We start from the raw sequence: 15,216 nt of genomic DNA on the forward strand, positions 1-15,216 counted from the left end.
TCGCCCTGCCTTTGTCCCAGTCATGCAGGATTAGAACGTTCAGTGTTCCGCTGATCATGAGCCTGGCCCAGCTCTGGGCTGCAGTGTGAACAAGCCTCTTCACATCTGCGCAGGCCAGTTATGCGACTCGCCCTGACACTCCTTGCACCAGGCATACAGCGCGTCATACATGATCAAACCCTGTGCCAGCATTTCGTGGTCATCGGCATAGCGCTGCGATAGCCCCAGTGAAATCGCGTACAGCCCGGCCGACTGCGGCGTCAGGTCCAGGCGGGAGGTATCTGCGCCGCGCACGATTCTGGCCAAATGCTGCAAGGCGGGATCACTGAGCTGATACTTCTTCAGGAACGCATCGAAGCTGCATAGCTCTCCTTCGTGGGAAAGCTCAACACTAGGAATATCGTAAGGCGTTGCGTCTTTCTCAGCGGCAATCTGCAGAACCTCCCTGCTGGGCACGTACAAAAACTCGGCCTCGGGGTCGATGAAACGGGTGATCAGCCAGGGACAGGCAATACGGTCGATCTTGGGTCGTTCGCGAGTAATCCACCTCATGGAACACCTCCTGCCTAACTCAGTAGGCTGGGTGATCTGGCGGGCCCGATGCCCGCCAGAGAACTGTTGATCACCCCACGCTTGCTAACGCAGCAGATGCACTGCCAAACCAATGAGCGCACAGGCCATCAGCACCTGAATCACGCCACGCTTGAAGCGAAACAAGGCAATCGCGGCGGCAATGGCGATCAGCGCAGAGGGCCAGTCGAGGGGGCCGCTGAACCCTTTGGGCCACAGCACGTGATAGCCGAAGAACACCGCCAGATTGAGAATCACCCCCACTACCGCCGCAGTAATCCCGGTAAGCGGCGCGGTGAACTTGAGTTCGTTGTGAGTCGCCTCCACCAGCGGGCCACCGGCGAGAATGAACAGGAACGAAGGCAGGAAGGTGAACCAGGTTACCAGCGAGGCCGCGAGGGCACCGGCCAGAAATACCTGATCGGCACCGAACACCTGCGAGACATAGGCGCCGACAAAACCGACGAAAGCCACCACCATGATCAGCGGCCCAGGCGTGGTTTCCCCCAGCGCCAGGCCATCGATCATCTGTGTCGGGGTCAGCCAGCCATAGTGACCGACTGCGCCCTGGTAAACGTAAGGAAGCACTGCATAGGCGCCACCAAAGGTCAGCAACGCGGCCTTGGTAAAGAACCAACCCATCTGGGTCAAGGTGCCTTCCCAGCCAAACAGCGTGGTCAGGATCCCCATCGGCAGCGCCCACAGCGCTGCGCCGACGAGTGCCAGCAGCGCCAGTTTTGACCAGCTGAATCGGGCATGGTCGGGGGATGGAGTGTCGTCATCGATCAAGGCCGGGCCATAGGATTTTTTGGCTGTGCCATGGCCTCCGATCCTGAACTTCTCGGGAGCAAAACGGCCACCCAGGTAGCCAAGCAACGCCGCACTCAGCACGATCAGCGGAAAGGGCACATCAAATGCAAATATCGCCGCGAACGACGCCGCCGCGATGGCCCACAGCCAATTGTTCTTCAGTGCGCGCGAGCCGATTCGATGCGCCGCCTGCACCACGATGGCCGTTACAGCGGGCTTGATGCCATAGAAGAGTCCGGCCACCACCGGGACTTCGCCGAAGGCGATGTACATCCAGGACAACGCGATCAGGATGAACAGCGAGGGCAGTACAAACAGCCCCCCGGCGATCACTCCACCCCAGCTTCGATGCATCAGCCAACCGATGTAGGTTGCCAGCTGTTGAGCCTCCGGCCCAGGAAGCAACATGCAGTAGTTGAGGGCATGCAGAAATCGCCGTTCCGATATCCAGCGCCGCCGCTCGACCAATTCCTGGTGCATGATCGAAATCTGTCCCGCGGGCCCGCCGAAACTGATGAAACCGAGCTTGAGCCAGAACCAGAATGCCTCACGCAAACTGACCGCCTCAGGTCTTGGCAGATCCTCTTCAACGACTGATGGGGAAACCTTACTCATTGGGTTGTTCCTCATTCACAAACGCTGCGAGCAGGCCGTCGAAGACGGCGCTGGCAGCCGCCAGCAGATGGTCGTCATGGGGAATGGTTTCGCGTAGCCCTGCCAGCACCCGTTCGATGCCGGCAGCCTCCACTGGCTGGATCCCCCCGACATCGAGGTAGTGCACCAGGGCAGCAATGCGCCCCAGACCGCGCTCCTGGATTTCAAAACTGGCTTGCAGGGTTTCGAAGGTCACACGGTTGCCGACATGACTGAAAGTTGCGCCATCGAAGTCGAAACCCAGCGCATCGGCTGGGCAGTCTTGTGGGCTATTCAGCCAGAGGATCCGAGCGTGTGGGTCAATGAAGCGTCGAATCAGCCAGGCGCAAGCCAGTCGGTCGACCCAGGGCCGCTGACGAGTTGCCCATACGCGTCCCTGAAAGTCACCTGGACTCAGCGGCACTATTGGCTGGTCGCGGCTGTGGGGTTCGTCTGCAGACAACGCTCTGCTGACAGCGCTCTCAAGCTCCTGCAACGCCGAGTCGGTCTGCTGCTTCGGCTTGCCAGGAAAGTAATCAATAGTGGTCAGTTGTTCGTAGGCTTTGCGTAGCTTGCGAATCTGCCTGGTGGACGCCAGTGCATTCTCGGTATTGAGCTGTGCCCGGCAGGCTTCGATCTCAGCGCCTAGCTTGCTGTACTCATCACTGCGGTCGAACAACTCTACGAAGCGTTCGCCATTGGGGTCGACGACAGGCAGGACGTAAGCGGTGCCATTGATGGCCAGGATATCGCGCTCGACAGAGGCCAGCGCTTCACGACAGGCGCTGGTGTCCGGCAACAGATAGGCACCATCGCGTAACACCGCAGCTCCGAAAGCTTTCAGGGCACGCCAGGCGCGCATACGCTCGGTGGCGTTTGCGGTCGGTAGGCCAAGGATCAAAGTGAGCCAATTTTTCATGTAGAGATACATTCAAAAATAGTTTGTTTCTCTACATTATTCTTGTGCCGCACGATTGAAAAGCCCTTAATGCTCGTTATCACGGCGATTGGATTGTGTCAGTCGTGATGGTGTCGAGACCTGCGTGTGGTTCAGGTGCTCTTATGGCATTGATGGGATAGGTGCAGAGTCAAGACTTCGACACTCATGCCAACAGGGATCAGGCTCTTGCCTGCGGCAAGACAAGCGGATGCTCGAACTGACTACCGAGGCGTTACGCGAAGCGGATATCGGACAGATTCTGGCAGTCATTTGCAGTATTTCCGAGCAAACGAATCTCTTGGCATTGAATGCCGCTATTGAGGCAGCAAGGGCAGGGGAGGCGGGACGCTGCTTTGCAGTGGTTGCTGATGAAGTTCGCAGGCTGGCACATCGTACTCAGCAAGGCCTCTCAGATTACCTTGCGGCAAAAACAGTAAACGAACTTCTGCTCATTGCCCCCTGGTGTATGGTGAGACTCTTTTTCATGCCCAAGCATGACAAACGGCTCACCAAATTCGGCATGAAGCTCATCGGCATCGTAACGCATTACCGGCAAGCCGCTGCATTTGCTTGGCCCATCTTCTGCGAAGGTTGCCACGATGACCAGACCGCCAGGTTTAACCGCCCTAAGCACCACCTGGACATATGCATGTCGCTCTTGTGCCGTGGTTAAAAAATGAAATACGGCCCGGTCATGCCACACATCGTAGGCGTTCGAATCAAGCCTGGTTTCGATGATATTGGCTTCTAGCCACTGTACCTTCGAAGCCTGGACGCCGAGCCTGGTTTTTGCCGTGGCAAGCGCTGCCCCGGAGAGGTCAAGCACCGTGACGTTTTCATAGCCGTTAGCCAAGAGATCATCAACCAGCGTTGATGCGCCGCCGCCAACATCAATGATCGAAGCCGTAAGCGGTACGCCTGCCTCTCGAATCAACTTGAGTGAGAGTGCAGCATGCTCTTGAAACCAACTAACCTCATCGGCGGCTTTGGTCGTGTAGACGTTTTCCCAGTGATCCTTGGATTGCATAGTTGTTTCTCTGGGCTGTTTTTGCGAAATAGAGAGGGGCACGCGCCTGCTCTCCACGGTTGGTACTGCTCACGTTGTGCCTTGTTGATCGCGCTTTCAAATTCCCCGTACATGCAGCACCGGTTGTGCAATCCAGTCAAGGCGTCAGCTTTGGCCAGGTAATCCGGCATCACTCTGGGCGGTTGGCTGGGCGGGGCACTGCAGTGGCATTTCGCTGCAATGTGGTTGCTGGTTTTCAACGGCCTCGTCTATTTGATCATCAATGTTGCCAGTGGCCGTCTGTTCCGTCGCTTTTTCCCGGTATCACACCAAAGGTGTGGTGCATGACCTATGGGCGGCGTTGAGGTTTACGTGGTCATCGCGACCTTTATCGTCATTGCTCGAAGGTGGGACTGTCAGATACACCACGTCATCGTTCATCGCGGGCAAGCCGTGCTCCTGCAAGGGCAGTGTTATTACATCGAACGCTTTTCAGTTTCGGGGATGTAGCCCGCCCCCAACACCGCCGGTAACAACCCGGCGCGCAAATCATTGCCGCTCGGTTGCTGATACACGCTCAAACCAAATTCCGGCAAAACCGCCAACAGGTAATCGAAGATATCACCCTGGATTCGCTCGTAATCGGCCCAGACGGTGGTGCGGGTGAAGCAGTAAATCTCCAGCGGAACGCCTTGGGCGGTGGTTTGCATCTGCCGGACCATGCAGGTCATGCCGGTTTGAATCTGCGGATGACTCTTCAGATAAGCCAATGCATAAGCGCGGAAGGTCCCAATGTTGGTCATGCGCCGACGGTTGGCCGACATCGCCGCGACATTGCCCTGGGCTTCGTTCCAGCTTTTGAGCTCCGCCTGTTTACGGCCGATGTAGTCGGTCAGCAAGCGGATCCGGGTCAGTTTCTGTTCTTCCTCATCATGCAGAAAGCGCACGCCACTGGCGTCGATGAACAGGCTGCGCTTGATCCGCCGACCGCCGGACTGCTGCATGCCGCGCCAGTTCTTGAACGACTCGGACATCAAACGCCAGGTCGGAATCGAGACGATGGTTTTATCAAAATTTTGCACTTTGACGGTATGCAGGGTGATGTCGACTACATCGCCGTCGGCGCCGACTTGCGGCATTTCGATCCAGTCGCCGACCCGCAGCATGTCGTTGCTGGTCAGCTGTACGCCTGCGACGAACGACAACAAGGTGTCCTTGTAGACCAACAAAATCACCGCCGACATTGCACCCAGACCGGATAACAGGAGCAGCGGCGAGCGGTCGATCAGCGTCGCGATAATGATGATCGCGCCACAGACAAACAGCACCATCTTTGCCAATTGCACGTAGCCCTTTATCGAGCGGGTCTTGGCGTGATCGGTGCGTGCGTAGATATCCAGCAAGGCGTTGAGCAGGGCGCTCAAGACCAACAACTGGAACAGTATGGTGAAGGCCAGCGCCACGTTGCCGAGGAAATGCTGGCTGGCCTTGCTCAACTCCGGCACCAGGTTCAGGCCGAACTGGATCACCAGCGAAGGCGTCATCTGCGCCAGGCGATGAAAGACTTTTTTGTGCCGCAAATCGTTGAGCCAATGCAACGCCGGTTGTCGACCGAGCAATTTGACTGCATGCAAAATGAGATAGCGTGCCACTCGTCCGAGGCCTAACGCGATCACTAACAGCAACGCCAGCGCCAGGCCGGAGTGCAGGAGTGGATGCTGATCGAGAGCCCCCCAAAGGTCTTGGGCGTTGAGCCAGAGCTGTTTGATATCCATATGCCAAAACGATTCTTGTGTAGGACCAGAGGGGTCGATTAGAGCATTTAAGACCACCAAAGTTACGTTCCGGGACAAAGTCGCTAACAAAAAAGCATCTGTTTGCTGCCGTTTGAACAAAGAAACTCGGCCTTGGCGCTCGAAACCGTTACCCTATGCAGCTGTTTTTTTGTATTTCTTCGAGGTAGCACCCGTGTTTTCCGAATTCGCCCTGCACGAACGCCTGCTCAAAGCCGTGGCCGAGCTTAAATTTGTCGAGCCAACGCCTGTGCAGGCAGCGGCTATCCCGCTCGCGCTCCAAGGGCGTGACCTGCGGGTGACGGCTCAAACCGGTAGCGGCAAAACCGCTGCATTCGTTTTGCCAATCCTCAACCGTTTGATCGGCCCGGCCAAAGTCCGCGTCAGCATCAAAACCCTGATCCTGCTGCCGACCCGCGAGCTGGCCCAGCAGACCATCAAGGAAGTTGAACGCTTTTCGCAGTTCACGTTCATCAAATCCGGCCTGATCACTGGCGGCGAAGACTTCAAGGTCCAGGCTGCCATGTTGCGCAAGGTGCCGGACATCCTGATCGGCACCCCGGGCCGGATGATCGAGCAGCTGAACGCCGGCAACCTCGACTTGAAAGAAGTCGAAGTGCTGGTGCTCGACGAAGCCGACCGCATGCTCGACATGGGCTTTGCCGAAGACGTACAGCGTCTGGTCGACGAATGCACCAACCGTCAGCAGACCATGCTGTTCTCCGCCACCACCGGCGGTTCGGGCCTGCGCGAGATGATCGCCAAGGTGCTGAACAACCCTGAGCACTTGCAGCTCAATGCCGTCAGCCAGTTGAACGACACCACCCGTCAACAAATCATCACCGCTGACCACAACCAGCACAAAGAACAGATCGTCAATTGGTTGCTGGCCAACGAGACGTATCAGAAGGCGATCATCTTCACCAACACCCGCGCCATGGCCGACCGTATCTATGGCCGACTGGTGGCACAGGAATACAAAGCCTTCGTGTTACACGGCGAAAAGGACCAGAAAGACCGCAAACTGGCGATCGACCGTCTGAAGCAGGGCGGCGTGAAAATTCTTGTGGCCACCGACGTCGCCGCTCGCGGCCTGGACGTCGACGGTCTGGACATGGTGATCAACTTCGACATGCCGCGCAGCGGCGACGAATACGTTCACCGTATCGGTCGTACCGGTCGCGCCGGCAATGATGGCCTGGCCATTTCGCTGATCTGCCACGGCGACTGGAACCTGATGTCGAGTATCGAGCGCTACCTGAAGCAGAGTTTCGAGCGCCGTACCATCAAGGAAGTCAAAGGCACTTACGGCGGACCGAAAAAGGTCAAGGCTTCGGGTAAAGCCGTTGGCGTGAAGAAGAAAAAGACCGACGCCAAAGGCGAGAAGAAGAAAGCCGGCGCCAAGGCACCCACCAAGCGCAAGATCGCCAACCGACCGAAAACCGACGCCCTGTCGCTAGTCAGCAAGGACGGCATGGCGCCGCTCAAGCGCCGCAAGCCAGAAGCACCGGCCGCTGAATAAAGCGCCGTAGCGAAAAATAAAAAGCCCGGACATTGATTGTCCGGGCTTTTTTTTTTCAGATCAAAAGATCGCAGCCTTCGCCAGCTCCTACGGTTAGACGCAATCGCTTTTGTAGGAGCTGGCGCAGCCTGCGATCTTTTGCGTCTGGTTTTTTGCGTATCAGCTGTCAGCCTTTGCTATTGCGCTATCCAGTTCCTTCAGGCGTTTGTCGATCAGTTGGCATTTGTCCGGCAGATCTTTGCTCGGATGCCCAAATCCATCTTTTGTAGCTCAACGTTGATCTCTTTGTCTTTGGCCGGGTTCTGCTCGGTGATCCTGGTCACCTCCTTGGCCGGTTGCTCGCATTTGGCCGTCGCCTCTGCTGAGTACAGGCCCAGGTGGGCAGGGCGTAGATCAAGGGCAGCGAGGGTCATCCTCAGGCGTTAAAGAGGGGTTGCAGGCAAGGCTTGGGCAGAATGATAGCCAGTCGCCTTTATCGCGACTGGCGAAGTGCTGCGAAGGTTATTTAGGCGGGTAGTTGGACAGGACCTTGGCCACGGTTTGCTGAATCGCCATATTGCTTTCGCTTGGGCCGGGCGAGTAATTGTTCATGACCTGTTCGGCGCTGCCACGCCAGACCAGTTTGCCGTCCCGGCCATCGAGCATGTCGACCTGGATGGTTGCCACTTTGTAGTCGTAGCTGCGAGTTTCGTAGTACATCGGGGCCGCCCAACGATTGCCCCACATACCGTAGTTGGTGGCGGTGTACTGTTGCTGACGGTTCTCCACAATCAAATAGGTTTGTATTTTGAGGTCACCCTTGCTGCTGCCCTGGGCCGGGCGCAGGCCGCGCTGGTCCAACTGCTCGCTGACGGCCTGGCGGATACGCTGCTCGGTCAGGTCGCTCTTGATTCGGGGGTCGTCCGGGCGGTATTGCAGGGCAGGCTCTTCCCATGTCCAGCTGCGGAAGGCAGTAAAATCGCGGCTCGCGTCGTAGTCTTGGCTGATGCGGTTGGTCTGGCAGGCGCTGAGCAAAATGGCCAGTGAAAGTAAACCGACATGGCGGAACATGATGGTTCTCCGGTTACGTTAGAGCATAGGCAGTTTCAAAAAACGATCTGCTCTAACTAAAAGGATACGCCGTCAGGGCCTTTTGAACAGCTTCGCGCAAAGTGTCGTTATGTTCATTCATACTGCTCTGGCTGCTGGTCTCGGCACTGGCACTCCAGACGGGTTGGCCGCTGCTGCCGTCGAACAAGTCGATGCGTACCACCATCACCGGGCCGCATCAGAGCAACCCCTCTTGGATTTTCCGCTCCAGGATGGCCATTGACTTGCGACTGGGGTATTGGGCTTGCAGTCCCCAGGATTTACAGCCGAGGGCATGACGAAAAGCATCGGCGTCCATAAGGTCCTGGGAAACCCCACAGCGCCGACAGCGCAGTTCGGCTTAAGTGAACAGCATTGCACCAGGGTGGACCTTTTTGTGGGGGGCGTCCTGAATAAGGTTTACACCTGTTTAAGGACTAGACACAGTTCTGACGGATAGATCAGGCGATAACTATCCTGACACCGAGGGTTCCTTCTCGCCCGCAGCGCCCGCTGTACTGGCTATTGCAAACGCCACGGCACAAGCCAGTAACGAGAACACAGCGAAAGCACCCATCAGATATAGATAAGGCAACACATGATTCCACGCTCGAGCTACGCCCAGGAAAGCGGCGAATAGCCAGCCGCTCATGGAGAACGCCCCCAATAGAGCAAGGCGGATACGGGCGCAGCTGTCTAACAGGACGAAGGGAGCCTTTTGCAACAGTGGGAAACCGACTCGATGCAACAATGCGCCGTTCAGGCTAAGCAGCGCGACGACGCTCACCTTGGCCCAGAGCTTCTGATTGAGCAGATACGCGACCCCGTCATCGAGGTAACCCTGGAGCACCAACAGCAGGCCGCTTCCCCAAAGGGCCAGCAACGCGAGGGTGGCAATCTTTTGAGTTTCCTCCAGATACTCACGCCGCCCTTGATCCAGAACTTCCTTGCGCCAACTCCAAAGCTTGTGATCGGCCAGTAACACCCGGCCCAGGGCAATACAAGTGGCGAGCAGATGACCGTAGACGAGTAGCATTTTAAGCATTGCCTTGACCTTATTTTTATTTGGGTCATGCACTCCCTGCGCCCTAAAATTGAAACTAAATGATACACATTAATATTTGCATCGGCAAGTTTCGAGCTCGCCCGCGTATTCGGGATCGCTTGTTCAGTCCAATGCAAAACGATTGGTTATTTACGGGTCTGTTCGGTATCTGCGGTTCTCTCTCGCGGCGAACAGATTCAAAAAAGGCCCGCCGATGTGGCGAGCCTCCGATCTACAGGACGGCGGCATTGTTTAGAGTGCCTTCACCGGTATGCAAATCTCACATTCCAGCACGCCGGTTTTCTCATCGTATTGGGCATCCACCGGATACCGTTCAAAGCACGGCCGGGCATCGAACTGCATCCCGCTTTTGGGCATCCAGTCACGGCAAAGTTCGGTCCAGGCGTCCGCGATGTCCGGGCCTTTGCCTTTGAATTGGGCGATGGCGTAGAGGCCGCCTGGCAGGGTGGTGACGGCGGCGTGTTCGCTGGCGCCGAAGCTGTCCGGGACTTCAACGCAGGCGTCGTAGCGGCACTTTTCGGGAGGCGTGGTGAACGGGTCGTCGTGGCCTATACCGTAGCGTACCCGTTGCAGCAGGTTGTTTTCGATCATCCACGGGGCAACGGTTGCGCGCCAGAACGTGCCGATGCCCGGGCCGTAGGGGCCGGTGTAGCGCATGCAGGCTACGCGCGCGGGGGGTAGCTCTTTGAGGGTGACGTCCATCATCTGGTCCTTCATGTGAGTGAAGACGTCAGGATCGGCCAAGTTTGTGGCCTGTGCCTGATCAGGATTGCTCAATTGCTGCTGGCGTCGTTCGCGGATGCCGGCCAGGCGCTGTTCCCAGCACTCGGGTTCGGTGGTGCGCCAGGTGCTCGGGGTGACAGAGAAATGTTGCTTGAAGGCGCGGGAAAAGGCTTCGCCGGAGCTGAAGCCAACTTCCAGGGCGATCTCCAGAATTGAGGCGTCGGGTCTGTTGGCCAGTTGCTGCGCGGCGCAGGCCAGTCGGCGTCGGCGCAGGTAATCGCCGAGGGTTTCGCCGACCCACGCGGTGAAAAGCCGATGAAAGTGCCAAGGCGAGAAGTGTGCGATTTGCGCCAGATCAGCCAGCTCCAGCGGTTGGTCCAGATGCCGGTCGATATGCTCCAGCACCCGGTTCATTCGACGCGTGTATTCGCAGAGGCTGTGGTAGGCGGGAGTCATAGTGGGGAAGTTTACAACGGTGGTGGATGTGGGGTTGGGGCGCTCAAGTATTTGTGTTGACTGTGAGGCCGTCTTCGCGGGCAGCCTCGCTCCTGCAAGGGTACGCGGTCACTGTAGGAGCGAGGCTTGCCCGCGATGACTATTGAACTGACAACGCAGGACCTATTGGTTTCATTCGCAACAGCAGCTTGATGAACCCCTGATCGCCGGTTCGTCCTCGTAACGATGATGCTTCATCAGCTGTCAGCCTTTGCCGCTGCGCTATCCAGCTCCTTCGGGAGTTTGTCGATCAGCGTGCTTTTACCGCTATGCACATTTCGAGCTCCAGCATGTCGGCGTTCTCATCATAGGTCGCATCTACCGGGTAGCGCTCAAAACAGGGCCGAGTGTCGTATTGCAGGCCGCTGCCGGGCATCCAGGTGCTACAGAGTTTGCCCCAGGCGGCGGCGATATCCTTCCCGGAACCTTTGAAGTGGGCAACAGCGTAGAGGCCGCCGGGCAGGGTGGTGACGGCGGTGGGGTAGGTGGCGTTGAAGGTGTCAGGGACTTCGACGCACGCGTCGTAACGGCAACGGTGGGGTGGGGTGGTTTTCGGGTTGTCGTGGCCGATGCCGTAGCGCACTCGATGCAGCAGGTTGTTTTCGATCATCCACGGGGCGACGGTTTCGCGCCAGAACGTGCCGATGCCCGGGCCGTAGGGGCCGGTGTAGCGCATGTAAGCTACGCGAGCAGGTGGCAGTTCTTCGAGGGTGACGTTCATTATTGTTTTCCTTTGCTGAGTCGTCAGGGCTCAGCTCATGCAGATTTTTTGTGTTTAGCCCTCGGGCCTCTTCGCGGGCCAGCCTCGCTCCTGCGATGATCGCGTACCCCGTAGGAGCGAGGCTGACCCGCGATGGTGATTGAGTCGTCAACACAGCCCTTTGTGGCTGAACACTCAATTCATCGGCCTCACTCGGAACAACAGCTTGACGCCCCCTTGACTGCCGGTTCGTCTTCGTAGCGATCATGGTGGCGGACCCACTCCATGATTTCGTCTTCGTTACGTCCTTTTGGCGTCAGGTCGAGGAAGTTGTAGGCGCCGATCAGCAGGTCCAGCCCGCGTGCATAGGTGGAGTAGGTGTGGAAGATCTCGCCTGCGTCGTTGCGATAGAACACGCTGAGTCCAGGCATTTCGCCTGCGGTGCCGGTGCTTGTTTCGTAGTTGTAGACGGCGGTGCCGGCCGCGAGTTCTTCACCGCTGATGGTCACTTTGAAGTCCGCGTTGAAGTCGCTGCCGGCTGATGACACCCAGTTGAACTTCCAGCCCATGCGCTTCTTGAACGGCTGGAATTCGGCCAGGGGGGCGTGGGAAACCACCGCCAGTGCCACATCATGGTGGGCAAGATGCTGGTTGGCGCCGTCGATGTGATCGGACACGAATGAGCAGCCCTGGCAGCCTTCTTTCCAGCCTGCCGCGAACATGAAGTGATAGACGATCAGTTGGCTGCGACCGCCGAACAGGTCAGCCAGGCTTAGCCGTCCGTCGGGACCTTCGAAGCTGTAGGGTTTGTCGATTTTCACCCAAGGCAGTGCGCGGCGTTCGGCACTGAGTTTGTCCCGTTCCCGGGTGAAGGCTTTTTCGTGAAGCAAATGCTCTTTGCGTGCCGCGATCCACTCTTCGCGGGACACGACCTTGGGCTGTGGCTGTTGCCAAGTGTTCATGATCTTTCCTCCTGCGATGGTTGCAGCGCTTTGCCGCGAGGTTATTTACACAGCCTAGTCGTTTGGCCGAGGCTGAAATCGACAAGGCGCCCAGTGGTTTTGCCGCTCAATACTCAACAGGCTGAATCCCTGGCCGAACGTCTCCCTGATTTACCCCTGCCGCCCTGCCTTCAAACACTTCAACGTGCTGAAACTACTGCGCAGACCATCGATCTTCGTCACTAGATGCTGGCGTTGATCCGGTGTGCTTTGGGCCATCAGGTCCACCAGCAGGCTGCGGGCCGCTTGTTCCGCCTGGCTGTAGGCCTGTCGATAGGCGGGAGTCCATAAATTCTCGGGATTAACCAGAAGTTGCTCGATGCGTTGTGGGAAGTCGCTGCTCTGACGCTGCTCCACGGCCGCACTGAATTGCGCTTGCCAATGGGCGCGGTTGGCGACCCTTTGCTGGTTCTGATCGGGCAATGAGTTCGACCAGGCAACCACGCGTTGTTCCTGACTCGGAGTGAGGGGGCCAAACCAGTCATTCAGGCGTTTATCCATCCGTTCGCCACGTTGTTTGATCTGTTGTTCCAGGGAGGGTTTGAGGTAGAGGTTCTGACGTTTGCGCAGGTCTTTGGCAAATGCCAGGTTCATTTCTTCGACCTGTTGATCGTCAAGGCCTCGAAGCAACTCGATGGCCGAGGGGGTGATTTCCCGGGCGGTTTGTGCGATGGCCTGCCTGGCTTCCTGGATTCGGGCTTGCAGGGCGGCGTCGGTGATCTGATCGGTTTCGACCATGTGTTGCAGGCGAACCAGCCAGTCGAGGTAACCGGGCAGTTGCGTGCGGCAATGCCAATCGAGATGTTCCTTGAGCTGCTCGTTGAACCAGCTTTTTTGCTCGGTGTTCATGTCCAGATAGTCGCTGAGCGTCCAGGGAATGATCACGTCGAGGTTGCGGTAGGTCATGCTCACGCGATTACAGCCGGACAGCACAAGGCTCAACATCAGCAACAAGGTGAAGTGCTTCAACCGGTGCGACATGGGCCAATCCTTGCGAAGTGTGGAGCAGGAGCGACGCAATTGATTGAAGCGCCCAACCTGGCGGTGCGCAAGCATTCCGGCGAATCCTCGGCAGAGAGGTCTGTTCGTCGATTTCTACAAGATTGATTAACTGGCGGGGTGTTGCGGGGAGGGCTCTAGTCCTAGCGCTTCGAGGCTCAAAGCGCTTAGGGACCAGGGGGTGACACGGGGGTATTACTTTTTGCCAAGGGTAATTTGCTTGGACGGGCCGAAAGTCTGGCCGCTGACGCCTTTGGCAATTTGCTGGATTTCGCCGCCGGATTTCAGGAAAGCAGCAATCTGGTCGTTGATCGATTCGCTGGTTTCAACGGCTGGAGCTGGCTTTGCTTTGCTGTTGGATGCTTTTACACGCATGGCGGCCATTAACCTGTAGAAAATTAACTTGGCCAGGCATCGTACAGGAAATACTTGACAATTGCTTGGTAAATATCCCCTGAAATGACCAGACGCGCAGGTCGATGAAGCATAAGTTGATTTTCGCAATAAGCGGCTAAGCTGCTGTTTTAACTAAAAACCTTGGTGGAAATTATCAGCGGTGGACATCCTCGCGTCAGGGGAAAGCCACTCGATTGGTCTGACGAGCGGGCCCGCATTTGCCCCCAAGGCCAGGAAAATCAAGGCCCGCGGAGGTTTTTCATCTGCCATCCGGCTGGTCGCAGAACTGTACCGGCAAACTCGGGTAGAATGCCGCCCACGCAATGAGGGTATTGGAAATGGCTTTAGTCGGGCGCTACAACAGCTTGCAAGTGGTTAAACACACTAACTTTGGTTTGTATCTGGACGGTGGGGCGGACGGTGAAATTCTGTTGCCCAATCGTTATATTCCCAAAGATATTCCCAGTGAAGATGAAGACTGGCTCAACGTTTTTATTTATCTGGACAGCGATGACAAACTCATCGCAACTACTGAAAAGCCGAAAGTTCAGGTCGGCGATTTTGCCAGTCTGAAAGTCGTTGAAGTGAACAGTATCGGGGTTTTCCTCGATTGGGGTCTGCCCAAAGACCTGCTGCTGCCGTATTCCGAAGAAAAACGCCAGATGACGGCCGGCGAATATTGCGTGGTACATGTCTACCTCGACAAACACACCCGCCGTATTACCGCCACCGCGCGCCTTGACCGCTACCTGGACAAAACCCCGGCTAACTACCAGGTCGGTCAGGAAGTTAATTTGCTGGTGGCTGAAGCGACCGATATGGGTTTCAAGGCCATTATCAATAACAAGCACTGGGGCCTGATCCACAAGAACGAAGTGTTCAAGTTCATGCGCGCCGGCAAGGAGGAGAAAGGCTTCATCAAAGAAATCCGCGCCGACGGCAAGATCAGCCTGAGCCTGCAGCCGGTGGGTGAAGAAGCGTCCAGCAGTCTGAACTCGAAGATCCTTGCCAAGCTGCGCGAAAACAACGGTACCTTGCCGGTCAGCGACAAGAGCGACCCGGCGGTGATCAGTGGCTTGTTTGGCGTGAGCAAGGGCAACTTCAAAAAGGCCATTGGTGCGCTCTACAAGAACGGACAGATCGTGATTCATGCCGACCGTATCGAGCTGAGCTGATCCCGAGGGCCGGTAAGCCCGCTCCCATGGACTGTGCATAACCTGTGGCGAGGGGGCTGCCCCCTCGCCACAGGTCTTGTGTGCTGCTATCGGCTTAACGGGTGCTTACCCGAAGCGCTCAATACTTTCCCCTGTCTGTTGTATACAGTTCTACTGTCTATCTCCCTTCCCCCATCTCAAGCCTTTCATGCACTGTTAACAGGCGCTTGCGCACTGTCTATGGGCATTTAGCCGGCGAAGTGTTTGCTGTCGATCCCCTGAATCAATTGCCGGTCAGCCGTTTAAGCACCTGCCTTGCAGCCATATAAGCCACAGGTTT

General features: G+C 56.9%; 14 protein-coding genes and 4 pseudogenes. 4 read left to right on the forward strand and 14 right to left on the reverse strand.

What is annotated here, in order from left to right:
* Positions 1–99 precede the first annotated feature (99 nt).
* The 3 genes from AC07UI_RS22825 to AC07UI_RS22835 form a co-directional block, all read right to left on the reverse strand.
* Complete coding sequence (locus AC07UI_RS22825; protein ID WP_494994641.1) at positions 100–552, reverse strand: chromate resistance protein ChrB domain-containing protein; 453 nt, start codon at positions 550–552, stop codon at positions 100–102.
* Positions 553–636: 84 nt separating this feature from the next.
* Positions 637–1,995 (reverse strand): chromate efflux transporter, encoded by a 1,359-nt coding sequence (chrA, locus tag AC07UI_RS22830; protein WP_494994642.1) that lies wholly within the window; start codon positions 1,993–1,995, stop codon positions 637–639.
* Complete coding sequence (locus AC07UI_RS22835; protein ID WP_494994643.1) at positions 1,988–2,932, reverse strand: chromate resistance protein ChrB domain-containing protein; 945 nt, start codon at positions 2,930–2,932, stop codon at positions 1,988–1,990. The genes chrA and AC07UI_RS22835 overlap by 8 nt, the downstream gene beginning before the upstream one ends.
* 256 nt (positions 2,933–3,188) lie before the next feature.
* On the opposite strand from AC07UI_RS22835, the pseudogene AC07UI_RS22840 reads away from it, so the two are divergent.
* Positions 3,189–3,356, forward strand: a pseudogene (locus tag AC07UI_RS22840) (methyl-accepting chemotaxis protein); the annotation flags it as partial.
* A gap of 6 nt (positions 3,357–3,362) precedes the next feature.
* Here the strand turns inward: AC07UI_RS22840 and AC07UI_RS22845 are convergent.
* Positions 3,363–3,980: a class I SAM-dependent methyltransferase gene (locus AC07UI_RS22845; protein WP_494994675.1), complete on the reverse strand. Its 618-nt coding sequence runs from the start codon at positions 3,978–3,980 to the stop codon at positions 3,363–3,365.
* A 168-nt stretch (positions 3,981–4,148) separates the two neighbouring features.
* On the opposite strand from AC07UI_RS22845, the pseudogene AC07UI_RS22850 reads away from it, so the two are divergent.
* Positions 4,149–4,326, forward strand: a pseudogene (locus AC07UI_RS22850) (cytochrome b/b6 domain-containing protein); the annotation flags it as partial.
* Between the two features lie 109 nt (positions 4,327–4,435).
* Here AC07UI_RS22850 and AC07UI_RS22855 read toward each other — a convergent pair.
* A complete protein-coding gene (locus tag AC07UI_RS22855) occupies positions 4,436–5,734 on the reverse strand; it encodes a mechanosensitive ion channel family protein (RefSeq protein WP_494994644.1) in 1,299 nt (432 codons plus the stop codon).
* 193 nt (positions 5,735–5,927) lie between these two features.
* Here AC07UI_RS22855 and AC07UI_RS22860 point away from each other — a divergent pair, with 193 nt between their 5' ends.
* Positions 5,928–7,274, forward strand: coding sequence for a DEAD/DEAH box helicase (locus AC07UI_RS22860; protein ID WP_494994645.1), 1,347 nt, complete (start codon positions 5,928–5,930; stop codon positions 7,272–7,274).
* A 159-nt stretch (positions 7,275–7,433) separates the two neighbouring features.
* On the opposite strand, the pseudogene AC07UI_RS22865 reads toward AC07UI_RS22860, so the two are convergent.
* The 9 genes and pseudogenes from AC07UI_RS22865 to AC07UI_RS22905 all read right to left on the reverse strand — a co-directional run bounded on the left by AC07UI_RS22865 (position 7,434) and on the right by AC07UI_RS22905 (position 13,710).
* Positions 7,434–7,677 (reverse strand): annotated as a pseudogene (locus tag AC07UI_RS22865) (hypothetical protein).
* A gap of 98 nt (positions 7,678–7,775) precedes the next feature.
* Positions 7,776–8,324: a DUF4136 domain-containing protein gene (locus tag AC07UI_RS22870; RefSeq protein WP_494994646.1), complete on the reverse strand. Its 549-nt coding sequence runs from the start codon at positions 8,322–8,324 to the stop codon at positions 7,776–7,778.
* 52 nt (positions 8,325–8,376) lie between these two features.
* Positions 8,377–8,532, reverse strand: a pseudogene (locus tag AC07UI_RS22875) (DUF4136 domain-containing protein); the annotation flags it as partial.
* Positions 8,533–8,814: 282 nt separating this feature from the next.
* The gene (locus AC07UI_RS22880) at positions 8,815–9,387 is read right to left on the reverse strand and encodes a hypothetical protein (protein WP_494994647.1); all 573 of its coding nucleotides are present in this window, start codon (positions 9,385–9,387) and stop codon (positions 8,815–8,817) included.
* Between the two features lie 252 nt (positions 9,388–9,639).
* The gene (locus tag AC07UI_RS22885) at positions 9,640–10,587 is read right to left on the reverse strand and encodes an AraC family transcriptional regulator (protein WP_494994648.1); all 948 of its coding nucleotides are present in this window, start codon (positions 10,585–10,587) and stop codon (positions 9,640–9,642) included.
* Positions 10,588–10,876: 289 nt separating this feature from the next.
* Positions 10,877–11,347 (reverse strand): AraC family transcriptional regulator, encoded by a 471-nt coding sequence (locus tag AC07UI_RS22890; protein WP_494994649.1) that lies wholly within the window; start codon positions 11,345–11,347, stop codon positions 10,877–10,879.
* A 188-nt stretch (positions 11,348–11,535) separates the two neighbouring features.
* Positions 11,536–12,288, reverse strand: coding sequence for a DUF899 domain-containing protein (locus AC07UI_RS22895; protein WP_494994650.1), 753 nt, complete (start codon positions 12,286–12,288; stop codon positions 11,536–11,538).
* Between the two features lie 150 nt (positions 12,289–12,438).
* Positions 12,439–13,308, reverse strand: coding sequence for a DUF6279 family lipoprotein (locus AC07UI_RS22900; protein ID WP_494994651.1), 870 nt, complete (start codon positions 13,306–13,308; stop codon positions 12,439–12,441).
* Between the two features lie 213 nt (positions 13,309–13,521).
* Positions 13,522–13,710: a PFL_1563 family small protein gene (locus AC07UI_RS22905; RefSeq protein ID WP_030131898.1), complete on the reverse strand. Its 189-nt coding sequence runs from the start codon at positions 13,708–13,710 to the stop codon at positions 13,522–13,524.
* Positions 13,711–14,060: 350 nt separating this feature from the next.
* Here AC07UI_RS22905 and AC07UI_RS22910 point away from each other — a divergent pair, with 350 nt between their 5' ends.
* Positions 14,061–14,897, forward strand: coding sequence for a CvfB family protein (locus AC07UI_RS22910; protein ID WP_494994652.1), 837 nt, complete (start codon positions 14,061–14,063; stop codon positions 14,895–14,897).
* Positions 14,898–15,216 lie beyond the last annotated feature (319 nt).

The sequence above is a fragment of the Pseudomonas sp. GW821-FHT04C07 genome, from assembly GCF_059420325.1.